Here is a 15283-nt window from a genome sequence, read left to right on the forward strand (position 1 = left end):
ATTCCCGGAGGACGATTCCTATCAGCATCGATAATAGATGCGCGGGAGCCTCGGGCAGCACCGAAAGACCGATCGGCATATCAACCGACGGCCACCGGCATCCACGCGAGAGCGCTCTACCACCACGCAGTCACACCCGGCTCACGCAGGGCACATTGCAGCTCGCGAGGCCGAGAGAGCGCTCTCACAGTTAGATATATAGCAGCAGCGGTACGGCTGTCAACAGACCGCGACGACCCCGTACCGGATGCACGAAACTTCATGTCGAGATATTGACAGGAGCCCGTATGTCTGATGACCTCCTGGCAATAACTCATTAATGGGCGTGAAATTTTTCGCGATCGTGGACCGCGCCCGACCCAACCCGGAGGCACCATGAACCTGTCGATCCGTGGCGCGCGAACAGGTCGTACGCCGCGCCGGATTCTGGCAGCCACCACCGTGACGGCGCTGGCCGCCACCGGACTAATCTTCGGCGTACTGCGCACCGCCGACGCCGCCACCGTCGGCGCCGGCAGCTACACCACCACCCGCCCGGCGGGCGCGTCCGCCCCGACCGCCTGCGGCAACATCTCCGCCAACCCCCGGCAGTACGTCACGGGCAACGCCCCGGCCGGTGCGGTGCCGACCAACGACTGGTGGTCGTCGCTGCTGTTCAAGCGGTACAACTGCGCCTACTCCGACCCGCTGCACGCCCATCCGATGTCGTTCCAGCCGACCGCCGGCGGGCTCGGCGTCTCCTACACCACCGAGGCGGCGATCTCCGGCACGTCGACCGGCGTCGGCGAGTACCACTACCCGTACACCCGGGAGTTCACCCTCGGCGTCGCCGGGCTCAACGCCCCGGACGTCAAGGTCGACGGCTGGACCGACTGGACGGTCAGCCCGTACTGGTCCGACGGCGCCCGCACCCTGCGCGCCACCGTCGGCCACGGTCTGCCGTTCGTGTACGCCCAGGTCACCGGCGGCAACGCACAGCTGTCGTTCCCCGGCACCCCGACGGTCTGGCACCACGGCGGCACCCGGGTCGGGTTCTCGATGCGCGGCCACGACTACGTCGCCTACGCCCCCAGCGGCGCGACCTGGGCCGTCAACGGAACCACGATCAGCTCCACCCTCGCCGGCCGCGGCTACTTCTCCGTCGCGCTGCTGCCGACCGGCGCCGGCACCAGCGCCGCGCGGCGTACCGCCCTGATGGACAGCTACGGCCGGTACGCCCACGCGCACGTCACCGGCACCCGGGTCAGCTGGAGCTATGATCAGGCCAGCAGCACGGTCGACGCCACCTACAGCTTCACCACCACGGCCCGGGAGGGCTCCGCCACCGGCACAGTCGTCTCCCTTTACCCGCACCAGTGGAAGCACCTCGACGGCGACAGCCCGATTGCCGAGACCTACGTGTCGGCCCGCGGCCCGATGCGCAACCTGGTCGGCGCGACGTCGTTCCGGACCGCGATGCGCTTCCACGGCGTACTGCCGGAGGTCCCGGCGGTGGCCACCAGCGTCGGTACCGACCTCGCCACGCTCACCGCGCACCTCGACCAGGCCGCGTCCGGCGACCCGCTCGCCGGATTCGACAACGACACCTACTGGACCGGCAAGGCGCTCGGCCGGGCCGCCCGGCTGGCCGAGATCGCCGACCAGCTCGGCCGCACCGCCCAGCGCGACCACCTGCTCACCGCCATCCGGAACCGGCTCACCGACTGGTTCACCGCCAGCCCCGGCAAGACCCAACGGGTGTTCTTCTACGACCAGGCCTGGGGCACCCTGGTCGGCTACCCCGCCTCGTACGGCTCCGACACCGATCTCAACGACCATCACTTCCACTACGGCTACTACATCGCCGCCGCCGCGACGCTGGCCAAGTTCGACCCGACGTGGGCGTCGACCAAGCAGTACGGCGGCATGGTCAACCTGCTGATCCGCGACGCCAACAGCTGGGACCGCAACGACCCGATGTTCCCGTTCCTGCGCGACTTCGACATCTACGCCGGCCATGACTGGGCCGCCGGACACGGAGCGTTCTTCGCCGGCAACAACCAGGAATCGTCGTCGGAGGGGATGAACTTCGCCAACGCCCTGATCCAGTGGGGCCTGGCCACCGGCAACACCGCGATCCGCGACGCCGGGCTGTACATCTACACCACCCAGTCGGCGGCCATCCAGGAGTACTGGTTCGACTCGTCGGACACCAACTTCCCGGCCTCCTTCGGGCACCGGTCGGTCGGCATGGTCTGGGGCGACGGTGGGGCGTACGCCACCTGGTTCAGCGCCGAGCCGGAGATGATCCAGGGCATCAACATGCTGCCGGTCACCGGTGGCTCGCTCTACCTCGGCTACCGGCCGGACTACATCGCCACCAACTGGAACGCGCTGGTCACCAACAACGGCGGCCCGCCGACGGTCTGGCAGGACATCCTCTGGTCGTTCCAGGCGCTCGGCGACGCCAACGCCGCCCTGACCAACCTGCGGGCGAACCCCAACTACCCGGTCGAGGAGGGCGAGAGCCGGGCGCACACCTTCCACTGGGTACGCAACCTGGCAGCGTTGGGCCGGGTCGACACCGGCGTCACCGCGAACACTGCGCTGTACGCGGTGTTCAACCGCAACGGTGCCCGCACCTACGTGGCGAGCAACATCACCGCATCGCCGGTCACGGTCACCTTCTCCGACGGCACCCGGATGACCGTGCCGGCCGGCCGGACCGCCACCACCGGGGCGCATACCTGGAGCGGCGGCAACGCCACCGGCGCCCCGACCACCCCGAACCCGTCACCGAGCCTGTCCCCCACGCCGTCGGCCTCGCCCACGCCGGATCCGACCACCCCGCCGGTCACCTCGGACCTGTTCCATCTGCGGTCCGCCGGGGTGCTGAGCAACACCGCCGGGACGAACGCGACGACGGTCACGGTGCCGTCGGCCGGCGGGGCGAACTACGACGGTACGCCGCACAATCCGGTCACCTTCCGGGCCTGCGGGTTGACCGGTGCGTACCGGTCGGCGGCCAGCACGTTCGACCTCCAGGTGGACGCAGGCACCTCGGTCGGCGCGGGTATCCAGGCCCGGGTGTCGTACGACTTCACCGGCTCCGGCAGCTACAGCCGCACCGAGACGTACCACTACTTCGCCACCGACCCGGTGCCCGGCACGGAGTCCTACCGGCAGGGCGCCGGACTGAAATCCGCCTCGGGTGAATTCCGGGCGATGAGCAACGGGTGCGTCCGACTGGAGTTGTGGAACGCTATCGGTAACGCACCGACCACGGTTCGGGTCGACGCGGCGAGCGCCGACGCCGGTCGGTCGACCCTGCGGGTGCCGTTCCGGATCGGCTGATCCGACCGGCACCTCCGACCGGCACCGAAGGAGGAACCCTTTCCCGACGCGCGGCGCCGGGAAAGGGTCCTCGCCGTTGACGATGCCGGACGCGCCGCGACGGCGGAGCCACTTCCCGGACATCTGCTATATATTGCACAATCCCCCAGAATGACCGATAACTACCAGATTCAGGGCAGAACGTCGTGACTCGCCCTGGCAACGCCGCTGCCGCTGTCGGGGCCGACGCCGATGTCTGGGCCGACGCCGCTGTCGATGCCCCTGTCGCCGAGCAGGTCCCAGAGCGCGAACGCCGCCTCGACGCTGGTCGGTCGGTTCTCCGGACGCTTGCTCATGCAGGCCCGGCAGAGATCGGCCACGGGACGCGGCAAGCCGGCGACCGCCAGCACCGGAGTGGGAGCCAGGGCACCTGTCCGCACACCGGTCACCGGCGACCCCGGACTGACCCCCGGGTACGGCAACCGCCCGGTCAGCATGTGGTAGAGCAAGACGCCGAGGGAGTAGACGTCGTCGCCCGGTCGACCGGAGCCGGCCACCGTCCCCGGCGGCCGGCCGGCCGCCGGCGGGCCCGCCAACCGAGCCAGCCCGAAATCAATGATCTTGGCACCGGACCGGGTCAACATCACGTTGCCGGCGGTGAGGTCCCGGTGCACCACGCCCCGCCGGTGGGCCACCGCCAGCACGTCTGCGGCGGTGCCCGCCGTGCGCACCGCGGTCGGCCACGGCAACGGACCGCCGGTCAGCCGGTCAGCCAGCGACTCGCCGCAGATCAGCTCCATGACGACGTACGACGACGTGCCGCCCCCGGGTAGCGGCAGTTCGCCGACGTCGTAGACGCGGGGCACACTCGGATGCCGCAACCGCTGGGTGATCGACGCCTCCCGGCGGATGTCGTCCCTGGCCCGTCGGTCGTCGGCGGCGGCGGGTGCCAGCAACTTGATCGCGAACGGTCGGGCCGAGTCGACGTCGATCGCCTGGTAGACGACCGACACCCCACCCCGACCGATCGGGCGAAGGAGGACATAGCGCCGGAGAATGGTGGTACCCACCAGCAACCATGTCACGATGGACCATTTTCCGGCAGGACAGCGCTACCGACAAGATCTACCGCCGGGTGTTAACACGGCCCTAATCAGCCGTTCGAGCTGCGGCCGGACACCACCGACCGCCGCGAGTTCAGGAGAGCGGCACCTCGCGCTCGGCGCTGTCGCCGACATACGGCTCAGGCGCGCCGAACAGACCGAGCAGCCCGGTCACCCACAACTGACGGTGCACGAACCGGCTCGGCTCGGTCACCACCAGCTTGATGCCGCTCACCTCGGCCGCCTGGAAACCGGCAACCATCGCGCTGATGCCCACCGAGTCGATGAACGTCACCAGCCGCATGTTCAGCTGGATCCGGGTCGGACGGCCGTTGGTCAGCACCGCCTGCACCGCTTCACGCACCTCATGCGCGGTATCCACGTCGATCTCACCCTGTGGTGAAATCTCGACCACTGCGCCAGGCAGCGTCGATGTGACAACCGACAGGCTCACGCGAGCACCTCCACTCGCCCATCCGGGCGTCTCGTCAGTACGCGGGCCGCGACCGAGAGTATTCCGGTGCGGGCGTCACCGCCAGCTTTCGCCGGGCCGGATCCGCATCCGACGGGCACAATAATCGCTAACAATCAGACATCCCGCATCATAGCCCCCTGCGCGCTGAGCTACGGCACGGACACCCGGGGCACGATTCGTAGAGGCTTGGGGCGCCTGGGTGCCAACCACGAACCTCCGGTGCCCCACCGGCCTCCGGCTCCGCGCCGGCTGTCGTCCCAACAGTAGCGGCCCGGTACGACAGAAGACAGCCGTAACGGCGCGACGACGAGGGGGTTTGCCGCCGACCAGGGCTGGGCACGTGGAGGCAACCGCAGCGCGCCACAGCCTGCCGGGCGCTACCGGCAGCCGTGGCGCTGGAGGAGGTAGCAGCATGTTCGCGACCAACCTGATGGAGCGCCGCCGCAAGCCGCAACGCGTCACCGACCAGGCCTGGGCGCATCTGGTCTCGGCGGTCGGCTCCGCCGGCGACGCCGCTCGCCTGGCCCGCCAGCACACCTCGAACCTCGCCACCGAGACCGGATCGCGGATGGGCCCGGCCAGCGCGGAGGCGCGGCACCGGGCGCGAGCGGCCGTCGACGTGCTCGCTGGCCGTCGTCGGGCCATGCCGTGGGCGTGGCTCGCCGGCGCGGCGGCGGCCGGGGTGGCCCTCGGCTGGCTGGCCGGGGCGATGACCCGGTCGGTGCTCCGGCCCGGCGAGCGGTCCGACGAGGCGCGGATCGAGTTCGTCGACGTGGACGAGCCGACCGGCAGCACCCCGCGACGGTGACCCGGCACTGACCGCAGCACGACCGCCGGGGCGGCGTCGACCGACATCGACGCCGCCCCTGGCCGTGAATCCGCCACCCGGCTCAGTCCGCTGCGCAGCTCACGCCCGCTGGAACTCCGTTACCAGCTGTCCAGTCGGCCAGGAAACCCAGTGTGGTGCTGCCCCCGGGACCGAGGTCACCGTTCCACGACACGTTCCGGACCGTGACATCGTCACCGGTCTGCGTGTGCTGCCCGCCCCAGAGCTGGGTGATCCGCTGACCGTCGGGGAAAGTCCAGGTCACCGTCCAGCCGGTGATCCCGGCGCTGCCGGTGTTGGTCACCCGGACCTCGCCCTGGAAGCCGCCCTGCCAGGAGCCGACCAGCTGGTAGACCGCCGTGCATCCGCCCGGCGGCGGGGTGGTCGGACCGGGGGTGGGGCTGCCACTCGGACTCACCGACGGACTCGGACTCACCGAGGGACTCACCGACGGGCTCGGACTGGCCGACGGGCTGCCGGACGGGGTCGGGCCGACGGTCGGTGACGGCGGCGCACCGAGCCGGTCCGCCATCAGAATGCCGCGGCCGTTGGTGCCGAGGTACACCCGGCCGTACACCCGGGGATCGCCGGTGATCGCGTCGCCCATGTTGCCGTACTGATGCTGGTCGTCGTTGATCCGCACCCAGCTGGCACCGGTGTCGTCGGAGCGGAACACCCCGGTGACCCCGTCGATCGTGCCGACCAGGAAGACGGCATGGTAACCGGCCCCGGGTGCGGCCTTGCCGAACCCGACGTTGCGGCCAGCGGTGACGCCGGCCACCCGGCTGAACGTGGCACCGGAGTCGGTGGAACGGAACAGGCCGGAGTCGCCGGCAAGCCAGATGTGACCTTCGTGGCCGGCGACCGTGGCGAACCGGCCCTGCTCGGCCGGCAGACCGGTGGCCGCCGAAACGACGAAGCTGCGACCCCCGTCGGTGCTCACATAGAACTGCCCGTCCGCGTAGGCGTAGAACGTCTCGCCGTCGACCCGGTCGGCCTCCACGCGCGCCCCGGCCGGCACCCCGGTGGACGGGCTGAACCCGCCGCCGAAGCTGGTCGCATGGTGCACGCCGACCCCGCCCGGGCTCCACACCACCGCGCCACCGTCGGCCGCGACGGCGACCGTACCGCCGGAGGTGACGCCAGCGGGCTCGCTGCCGGCGTACCAGTTGGCCCCGGAGCTGTACGAATAGGCGATGTGGCTGACACCGGAGTCGCCGTTGCCGACCCGGACCATCTGCTGCGGGTTCAGCTCGGCGTAGTCGATGCTGGTGTTGCCGGAGAGGTTGGGCTGGTCATGCATCATCGCCGGCACGGTGTCGGGGTCGGTGTGCCGGAAGCCACCGATGTCGCCGAGCCCGGAGATCAGGAAGGCGTCGCCGGTCGGCGGGCTGACCAGGTCGAGCACCGCGGTCTCCTCCAGGCCCTCGACCATGGTACGGATGGCGACCGTGCCGCCGTCGTCCAGCGCGGTGAGGTTGGTCGAGCCGTAGATGGTGGCACCGGTGCCGTACATGAACCGGTCCGGGTCGTGCGGGTCGATCGCCAGGGCCTCGGTCATCCAGCCGAGCTTCGGGGTGACCTCCGGCGGCTGCGGGTTGGCCCCCCAGGAAAGCCACGGCGAGTCGCTGATGTCCATGGTGTAGTGGTTGGTTCGGTTCGGGTAAGTGATGTCGTAGAACGACGTCCAGGAAGCGCCGCCGTCGGTGCTGCGGTAGATGAACGTGTCCGGCCACCACGAGCTGTAGCCGGTCACCATCACCGTGCCCGGGTTGTTCCGGTCCACGCTCAACCCGGAGTAGCCGTACCAGTTGTTCGCGGTGTCGTCCGACGGCGTCGGGCTGATCCGGGTCCACTCACCGGTCGCGGTGGCGTACTTCCAGACGTCGCCGTGGTCGCCGGCGTACGGCCCGCCGTTGTCGCTGGTGGCGATGTAGAGGGTGCCGGTCGCATGGTCGATCTTGCCCTGGTGGGCGATGAAGCCGGTCGGCTGACCGGCGAGCCGCTGCCAGGTCACCCCGGCGTCGGTGCTGCGGTAGACCGTGTTCTGCAGATCCGCCACCCCGACGTAGATGTGCGGGGTACGGCTGCCGGCGCTGCCCGTCGACTCGTCGAAGGTCACCCAGACCACCCCCGGCTGGTGGTCGAGGTACCCGTTCGGGTCGGCCGGATCCTCGGCCCAGTTGCCAGGGTTCGGGAAGCTGGTCACCTCGGCCCAGGTCTGGCCGTGGTCGGTGCTGCGCCACAGGCCGTTGCCGTTCTCGGCGCCGAAGTAGACGACGCGGTTGTCGTTCGGGTCGACTGCCAGCCGCTCCCCCATGCCCCGGCCGGGCATGTTGCCGCCGACCTTGAACGGCAACTCGCTCGCCTGCCAGGTGTCGCCCCTGTCGGTGGAGCGCAGGATCGCACCGTTGTTCGGGTCCCAGTCGTTGGTGTACATGCCGACCGCCGCGTACAGCCGGTTGGTCTGCACCGGATCGGTGGCCAGGCTGAGCACACCGTTCCAGCCCCAACGATCCCAGCCCACCCAGTCCAGCAGCGGGGTCCACGACTGGTCGGCCTGGTTCCATCGGTAGGCCCCGCCGATGTCGGTCCGGGCGTAGATGAGGTCAGGTTCGGTCTCGTTGAAGACGATGCCCGGCACGAAGCCGCCGCCGTCGATCCGGACGTTGCGCCAGGAGTACGGGTCAGCGGCGACGGCGCGGGCGGGCGAGGCGGCTCCATCGACCATCACCTGGGTGGCGACGGCCGCGACGCCGGCGAGCACCACCGCCGCGAGTGTGCCGGCAAGGGTTCTGCGCATGTAACGGGCTTCCTCTCTGCACAGGCAGACGAATCCTGCGTCGGGTTTGCCGGGGGTGCCCAGGCCCCACTTCCGGCTTGCCGACTCCCGCAACCGGCCGATGTCCAGACGTTCACACACACCGCGACGAGGTGTCAATAGTTTGGTTGGCAAACAAAGAAAACCCCCACCACCGGCCCGTCCGCCGACCGATCGGCGACGGTACGAGCGCACCGGACGGCGGCGTCGACAGTAGGCTGGTCGGGTGGGGCAACGGGACCAGCAGGACTGGGCGCGGCAGCGCCGGCAGGCAATCGCCGCCCATGCGGCCGACCAGCAGCGCCGTCGGGCCAACGAGGCCCAGCAGGCCGCGGATCTGCTCGCCGATTTCGTCGCGACCGCCCGGCGTCACGGAATCGCCGCGCAGCACCTGTCCGCCCAGCCACACCACGGCCGGGGCCGGTACCGGACCGGGCTGCACGGCTGGTACCTGAAATCGGACCGCACCCTGGCCGTCGGTACGGACGGAAACCTTTACCTGTTGACCGTCCCAGCCGGCCTGCGGTCCAGGTTGACCGGCGTACGCGTCGCCCCCATGGAGCCACGGCTGGTGATCGGTGCCGGCGGTCGCGACGGCGAGTCCATCCCGCTCGCCACCCTGCTCGACCGGCGGCTCGCCGCAGGGCCCGGGCAGTCCGGCTGACCGGAGCCGCCACCCTGTCCTCGATTGGACATCACCGGGCTCTAGTTACTCTCCGCTGTCAAACATAAACTTCAAGTCACTTGCCGTTCTGCTCGGGCCCAGCGGACGGCACCGGTTCCATCCCTTTTCGGCATCTCGCGTCCACGCCGCGGAATGCCAATCTGCGAGGAGTTTCACCATGTCCGAGTCATTCAGCGCGGAACGCGACGCCGGCATCACCGAACAGCCGCCGGTGTCCAAGACGGAACGGGAGCAGGCCAGTATCGCGCTGGTCCCCGCCACCACATCCGGAATGCCGCCGACCGCCCAGAGCTTCTTCGCGGTCGTCAACGCGAACGGCACCCTGGCTCGTGGCTTCGGCGCGGTCTCCGCGACCCGTCTCGCCACCGGCACCTACCAGGTGGTCTTCAGCCACAACCTGACCGGGTCGGCCTACGTCGGCAGCATCGGCCTGTCCGGCAGCGTCGGCGCGTCGGCCCCGGGTGAGATCACCGTCGTGGGTCGGGCCGGCATCCCCAACGGGGTGTTCATCCAGACCTTCACCAGCGCCGGAGTGCTGGCCGACCGCGGCTTCCACCTGGCGATCCTCTCCTGACCGGCCGGTTCTGTTGATCAGCCCAGAACCGTCGTACGACCGGAACGGCTGCGGGCCCGGACTCGTTCGAGTCCGGGCCCGCAGCTGTGGTGATCGTTGCGCTAGAGCACTGGTCAGTTCACGGTGATCCGGACCGAGTCGAAGGCCGGGGTCTGGTTGGCCCGCTCCGACATCGGCAGCCGGTGCGAACCGTCACCAGCCCAGACCGAGCACTGCGCGGTACCGGACTGCGGCATGCCCGAGACCTGGATGGTGACCTGGTCCGGCTCGCGACCGCCACCGCCGTCCTCGGTCGCCACGAAGAACTCCGGAGCCGGAGCCGGGTCGGGCGCGACCTCGGTCGAGTCCAGCATCCGACACGCGGTGTGGAAGTGACCGCGGGTCAGGCCCTGCTCGTTGAGCAGCGAGCTCTCGACGTAGTAGCCACCCTGAGCCGCCGGGAGGAAGCGGTCCCGGACCAGGTTACGGGTGCTGACCCGGATGGTGAACGGCTCTTCCACGCCGACCTCGTCCGGGAACTCGGTGATCAGCAGCGACGGGTTGTTGGCGGCCGCGCCGACCTCACCGAACTGCGTGTCGACACAGCGGTTGCCGACCTGGAAGCCGTCGTGGTCGTCCAGATTGCTGTCGTCACAGCTGTTGGCCAGGATCTCCAGCCCGTTGCCGCCGTCGTTGCCGCCGTTGTCCCCGCCGTTGTTCCCGCCACCGTCGTTGTTCCCGCCACCGTCGTTGTTGCCGGGGCGGTTGACGAGCTCGCAGGTGGCCAGCTCGTCGAGCCCACGCGGACGCGGCGCGACCCGGCCGATGGCGATCGCGATCCGGTCCAGGGTGGCGACCCGCTTACTGGCCAGCGGGCCGAGGATGGCGTTGTTGATGAAGTTCGGCCCGCCCTCGCCGACACTGTTGGCGAGCCGGTTGTTGGCCTCTTCGATCTGCTTCTCCAGCAGGCCGAGGTTGCGCTCCACCTCGGTACGCGCCGCAGCGGGAACCTCCGGCAGTTTGTCCGCTACGGACGGGCACTCGATGGTCGGAGCCGCGACGACGGTCGTGCCGCTCTCGCACTCCTCGAGCGTGGTCTGTCCGTCACCCCAGTGGTGCCGCACCTCGCGACCGTTCTCCCGGGTCACGGTGGTGGTCACGCCGCCTTCAGCCGTGGAACCGGGGCTCGGCGCGACACATTCGGTGGCGGTACGCAGCTGGTCGTTGGCGGAGGAGACCTGGGTGACCGCGACGATGCCCGCGAACACCGTGACCGTGCCGAGGACAGCGATGATGCGTTTGTTGCGGCCACTGACAGTGCGCTGGTTTCGGCCACGCGGGGTCGAACTGCGCCGTTGTGCCGACCTGTACATGGGGGGTTACCTACTCCTTCTCGTCGAGGGCGGCGCGGTTGACAGGCGTCGTCCGGTGGGGCAGCCGTGTTCTGCTAGCTGGTCAAACGGGTGCCTTCAAACGCCCACTTCCATTGCCGGAACGAGTTCGCACCACGTTTACGAGAAGCCACGCTAAAAGTGGGTTCTCTGGGCTGTCAAGCAGCCCGATCCCGTATCCGGGGAGTCTCACGGTTAGTGGAAAATTGGCGGGCGTCCCTCAACCCGCCGACATCATACTTTCGGTCAATGGGCCGGGTTCAACATCGGCTCAAAAATCTTGTTTCGGCAGCTCAGGGCCGCCCAGCGGGCACGGGCCGTATTCACCTTGTTCGACTGACAAGACGGATCACGTACCGCAAGCGACCACCTGGGAACTCAGTGGATTCGCGCCGGGTCGAGCCGATCCCGAAGTGAGAAAATCCACCCGCCGGGCGATCGCAGGGGTGCGCCGCACCGGCTGACCGGTGCGGCGCACGAGATGGGCAGGGAATCAGGCTGGCACGGGTCAGGCAGGCAAGCCACCCACCTGGGTGTTGATCCAGGAGCGGATCGACGGCAGATCGCCGTAGATCGACGGACCGGTGGCGCAGGTGGAGTTGTTGTTGCCGGCGCGGCTGGTGGCGCCGATCAGGTACCACCGCCCGGAGACCTTCCGGACCTGCGGACCACCGGAGTCGCCGTAGCAGGCACCGGCGTTGCCGTTGGTGTTGTTGGTGCAGATCTCATAGCCGGCATCGATGCCGAGACACCGGCTGTCCGCCACGATCGAAGTGTCCAACTCGTGGGCGATGGTCGGGGCCGAGCCGCAGCCGCGGGGAGCGCAGGTCTGGCCCCAGCCGATGATCCGGGTGGCGGTGCCGACCGCACCGGAGGTGGTCGGGATCGGTGCCGGGGCGTAGCTCACCGAGCTGGCCAGCTGCATCAGCTTGACGTCGATCCGCGGGTGGTTGACCGCGCGGATCACCCGGACCACCGTGCCGCCGCTGGTCCGGTTGACGCTGCCCACCCGTACCGAGATCGGGGTCGGGCAGTGCCGGGCGGTGACCACCCAGTTCGACTTGATCAGCGAACCGGTGCAGCCGGACGTGTAGACCATGAACGGGTAGTTCTCGGTGGCCGGACGGCCGTTCACCACCAGGGTGCCGATCTCGTCGGCGGTGCTGGACGGCGGCGCGGCCTGCGCCGTGGTGGCCGGCATCGCGAGGCTGGCGGCGGCGAGCCCGGTGGCCAGCAGCATCCGGGACAGGAGCGGGAGTGCCTTCATCGTGCGGTGTCCTCATCGTCAGGGGGTACGCGCCGACTGATGGGCGGCGCGGCGATAGAACGGGTTGTTCGGCCTTGTCAGACAGGCGCTGCTGGGTACCCGATGCGAACACTATCGACAAACGACGATACTTCAATGCTTCTGGGGATACCGGTCCTGCCCTATTACCGGGTGATGGGGCGCCGGCCGTTGGAAGGACTCACGCTCGAGCCGCTGCGGCTGGTGACCCCCCGCGCCGAGGTCACCGTGCACGGCGTTCCCGAAGCGAACTTCCCGGCGATCGGGATCGGACTGCTCGCCGTCGCGCTGAGCGCGGTCCTGCTCTGGGGCTGGACGAAGCCGTGGCCGGCCCTCGCCGCGATCATCGGCACCGGCATAGTGGTCGAAACCTCCGCGCACCTGCTGTGTCCCTGCCGGATCACCAGCGGTCAGTTGACCGTGCTGCTCGTCGTCTGGGCGTCCTGCATGGCGGTGGTCACCGTCTTCCTACCTGTTACCGAGCAGTCCCCCGACCGGGTCTGACGCCGCCCGGTCACCGTCCGCCCGGCGCTCACCGGTCAGGGTCCGCCGGACGAACTCCAGCAGCAGTGCCCATTTGAACGCCTGCTGTGCGTTGTCCGCGGCTGCGGAATGCCCACCCTCGACGTTCTCGTGGTAGGTGACGTCGTGGCCGTACTCGCGCAGCCGGGCGACCATCTTGCGGGCATGACCGGGATGGACCCGGTCGTCGCGGGTCGAGGTGAGAAAGAGCGACGGCGGGTACGCCATACCCCGTCGGATGTTCTGGTACGGCGAGTACTCCCGCAGAAACGCCCAGTCCGCCGGATCGTCGGGGTCACCGTACTCGGCCATCCAGGAGGCTCCAGCGAGCAGCTTGTGATACCGGCGCATGTCCAGCAGCGGCACCTGCCCGACGACCGCGCCGAACAGCTCCGGGCAGCGGGTCAACATCACGCCCATCAGCAGCCCGCCGTTGCTGCCGCCGTAGGCGCCGAGCCGGTCCGGGCTGGACAGTCCACGGGCGACCAGGTCGGTGGCGACGGCGGCGAAGTCCTCGTACGCGCGGAGCCGGTTCTCCCGCAGAGCGGCGGTGTGCCAGCGCGGTCCGTACTCACCGCCGCCCCGAATGTTGGCGACCACGAAGCTGCCGCCCCGGGCCAGCCAGCCGGCACCGACGACGCCGCTGTAGGTCGGGGTCCAGGCGATCTCGAAACCCCCGTACCCGGTCATCAGGGTAAGCCCGGCCGCCGGTCCGGGCGGGCTGGTCTCGCCCGGTGTGACCAGGAAGTACGGCACCTCGGTGCCGTCGGCGGAGACGGCGAAGAACTGCCGGACGGTCATCTGGTCGGCGTCGAAGAAGGCCGGACCGGTCTTGACCGGCCGCGTCGGGCCGTCGACGGTACCGTGCAGCAGCGTCGGTGGCCGGATGAACCCGGCGGTGTGCAGCAGGAACTCGTCACCCCGGTCCGGCTCGGTGTCGGCCACGTCGGTGTGGTCGAATCCGCCGGCGTCGGGCAGCGTTCGACGCCGCCAGCCGTCGTCGCCGGGGGTCAGTACGGTGATCTCGCTACGGACGTCGGTCAGGGTGACCAGCAGCAGATGGTTGCGGGTCCAGGCGTGGTAGCTGTAGGCGGAGCGCTCGGTCGGCTCGAAGATCGTGGTCAACTCCCGTTTGCCGGCCAGGAACTCGTCGACCGGGGTGACCAGCACCGCGCCGGCCGGGTAGGTGACGTCACCGGCCAGCCAGTCGCTGCGCAGCTCGATCAGCAGCCACTGCCGGTGCAGGTCGATCTCGGCGTCCGAGGGCACGTCGACCAGACCCCAACCGCCGTCGGGCCGCAGCAGGTAGGTCCGGTTACGGAAGAACTCGGTACGCCGTACCGCCAGGTCGCGCTCGTAGCCGGCGGTCGGGTCGTGCACCACGGAGACGGTGACGTCGTCGACCTCACCGGCGAACGCCAGCGGGGCGTCGGCCAGCGCGGTGCCGCGCTGCCAGCGCCGGATGGTCCGCGGGTAGCCGGAGTTGGTGACGGTGCCGGGCCCGAAGTCGGTGCCCACGTAGATGTGGTCGCGGTCGATCCAGCAGACGGTGCTCTTCGCCTCCGCGACGATGAAGCCGTCCGGCACGAAGTCGCGGGTGGTCAGGTCGAACTCGCGGACCACCGCGGCGTCCGATCCGCCCCGGGACAGCACGACCAGGCACCGGTCGTACCCGGGCCGCAGCACGTGGGCACCCTTCCAGACCCAGTTCTCCCCTTCGACCCGGGCGAGTTCGTCGAGGTCGAGCAGGATCTCCCAGCTCGGCTGCGGCCGACGGAACTCGTCGAGGGTGGCCCGCCGCCACACCCCGCGGGGATGTCCGGCGTCCTGCCAGAAGTTGTAGAGGTGGTCCCCCCGCCAGGTCGGGTCGGGGATCTTGTCGGCGGAGTCGAGCACCTGCTTGATCTGGTCCCGCAGCTGGGTGAACCCCGGCTCGGCGGTCCAGCCGGCGGTGGTCTCCGCGTTGCGGTCGCGGACCCAGTCCAGGGCAGCGTCACCGAGCACCTCCTCCAACCAGAGGTACGGATCGCCGCCGTGCGACACCCGGCCGTCCATCACCATCCGTCTGTCCTCCCCCGCCCCCGGCCCGCTCTGCGGGGGTACGCACCAGGATAGGCAAACTCGTCGTACCGCACCGCCCACCAGAGGGTGCCGTCCCAAGGCCGGCTGCGAACGTCGCCGCCGGAAGCTGGACACTGGACGCTACCGTGACGGTCGGACAAGATTGACGCACGTCCAACGTGCAGACGTGCGACCGGTGATCCGTCCGGGCCGGGTGGCGCGGACGGTTGGGGCGGGAGTGGACCGGCG

Annotated in this window: 11 protein-coding genes; 5 read left to right on the top strand and 6 right to left on the bottom strand. The window is 69.5% G+C overall.

Features of this window, described 5'->3' with window-relative positions; all coding sequences use genetic code 11:
- The first annotated feature begins 375 nt into the window (after positions 1 to 375).
- Positions 376 to 3333: a glycosyl hydrolase gene (locus tag ACN27J_RS10930; protein ID WP_421365648.1), complete on the top strand. Its 2958-nt coding sequence runs from the start codon at positions 376 to 378 to the stop codon at positions 3331 to 3333.
- 170 nt (positions 3334 to 3503) lie between these two features.
- Here the strand turns inward: ACN27J_RS10930 and ACN27J_RS10935 are convergent, their stop codons facing one another.
- Positions 3504 to 4382 carry a serine/threonine-protein kinase gene (locus ACN27J_RS10935; RefSeq protein WP_421372189.1) on the bottom strand — a complete coding sequence of 293 codons (879 nt, stop codon included), beginning with the start codon at positions 4380 to 4382 and terminating at the stop codon, positions 3504 to 3506.
- Between the two features lie 127 nt (positions 4383 to 4509).
- Positions 4510 to 4869 carry an STAS domain-containing protein gene (locus ACN27J_RS10940; RefSeq protein ID WP_278170530.1) on the bottom strand — a complete coding sequence of 120 codons (360 nt, stop codon included), beginning with the start codon at positions 4867 to 4869 and terminating at the stop codon, positions 4510 to 4512.
- Positions 4870 to 5302: 433 nt separating this feature from the next.
- Between ACN27J_RS10940 and ACN27J_RS10945 the strand changes: the two genes are divergently transcribed.
- Positions 5303 to 5698 (top strand): hypothetical protein, encoded by a 396-nt coding sequence (locus ACN27J_RS10945; RefSeq protein WP_421365651.1) that lies wholly within the window; start codon positions 5303 to 5305, stop codon positions 5696 to 5698.
- An 82-nt stretch (positions 5699 to 5780) separates the two neighbouring features.
- Here ACN27J_RS10945 and ACN27J_RS10950 read toward each other — a convergent pair whose 3' ends face one another.
- The gene (locus ACN27J_RS10950) at positions 5781 to 8519 is read right to left on the bottom strand and encodes a cellulose binding domain-containing protein (protein WP_421365653.1); all 2739 of its coding nucleotides are present in this window, start codon (positions 8517 to 8519) and stop codon (positions 5781 to 5783) included.
- A 244-nt stretch (positions 8520 to 8763) separates the two neighbouring features.
- Here ACN27J_RS10950 and ACN27J_RS10955 point away from each other — a divergent pair, with 244 nt between their 5' ends.
- Positions 8764 to 9201 (top strand): hypothetical protein, encoded by a 438-nt coding sequence (locus ACN27J_RS10955; RefSeq protein ID WP_421365656.1) that lies wholly within the window; start codon positions 8764 to 8766, stop codon positions 9199 to 9201.
- A 178-nt stretch (positions 9202 to 9379) separates the two neighbouring features.
- Positions 9380 to 9796: a hypothetical protein gene (locus ACN27J_RS10960; protein ID WP_278170539.1), complete on the top strand. Its 417-nt coding sequence runs from the start codon at positions 9380 to 9382 to the stop codon at positions 9794 to 9796.
- 113 nt (positions 9797 to 9909) lie between these two features.
- Here ACN27J_RS10960 and ACN27J_RS10965 read toward each other — a convergent pair whose 3' ends face one another.
- Both ACN27J_RS10965 and ACN27J_RS10970 read right to left on the bottom strand, forming a co-directional pair.
- Positions 9910 to 11148 carry a hypothetical protein gene (locus ACN27J_RS10965; protein ID WP_421365659.1) on the bottom strand — a complete coding sequence of 413 codons (1239 nt, stop codon included), beginning with the start codon at positions 11146 to 11148 and terminating at the stop codon, positions 9910 to 9912.
- A gap of 526 nt (positions 11149 to 11674) precedes the next feature.
- Positions 11675 to 12367 carry a S1 family peptidase gene (locus tag ACN27J_RS10970; protein WP_421372190.1) on the bottom strand — a complete coding sequence of 231 codons (693 nt, stop codon included), beginning with the start codon at positions 12365 to 12367 and terminating at the stop codon, positions 11675 to 11677.
- A 201-nt stretch (positions 12368 to 12568) separates the two neighbouring features.
- Here ACN27J_RS10970 and ACN27J_RS10975 point away from each other — a divergent pair, with 201 nt between their 5' ends.
- On the top strand, positions 12569 to 12955 hold the full coding sequence (locus tag ACN27J_RS10975; protein WP_421365663.1) for a hypothetical protein: 387 nt from the start codon (positions 12569 to 12571) through the stop codon (positions 12953 to 12955).
- On the opposite strand, the gene ACN27J_RS10980 is transcribed toward ACN27J_RS10975, so the two are convergent.
- Entirely contained in the window at positions 12920 to 15034 is a 2115-nt protein-coding gene (locus tag ACN27J_RS10980; protein ID WP_421365666.1) for a prolyl oligopeptidase family serine peptidase, read from the bottom strand. The genes ACN27J_RS10975 and ACN27J_RS10980 overlap by 36 nt on opposite strands.
- Between the last annotated feature and the right edge of the window lie 249 nt (positions 15035 to 15283).

This window comes from Solwaraspora sp. WMMB762 (assembly GCF_049179115.1).
Taxonomy (GTDB): domain Bacteria; phylum Actinomycetota; class Actinomycetes; order Mycobacteriales; family Micromonosporaceae; genus Micromonospora_E.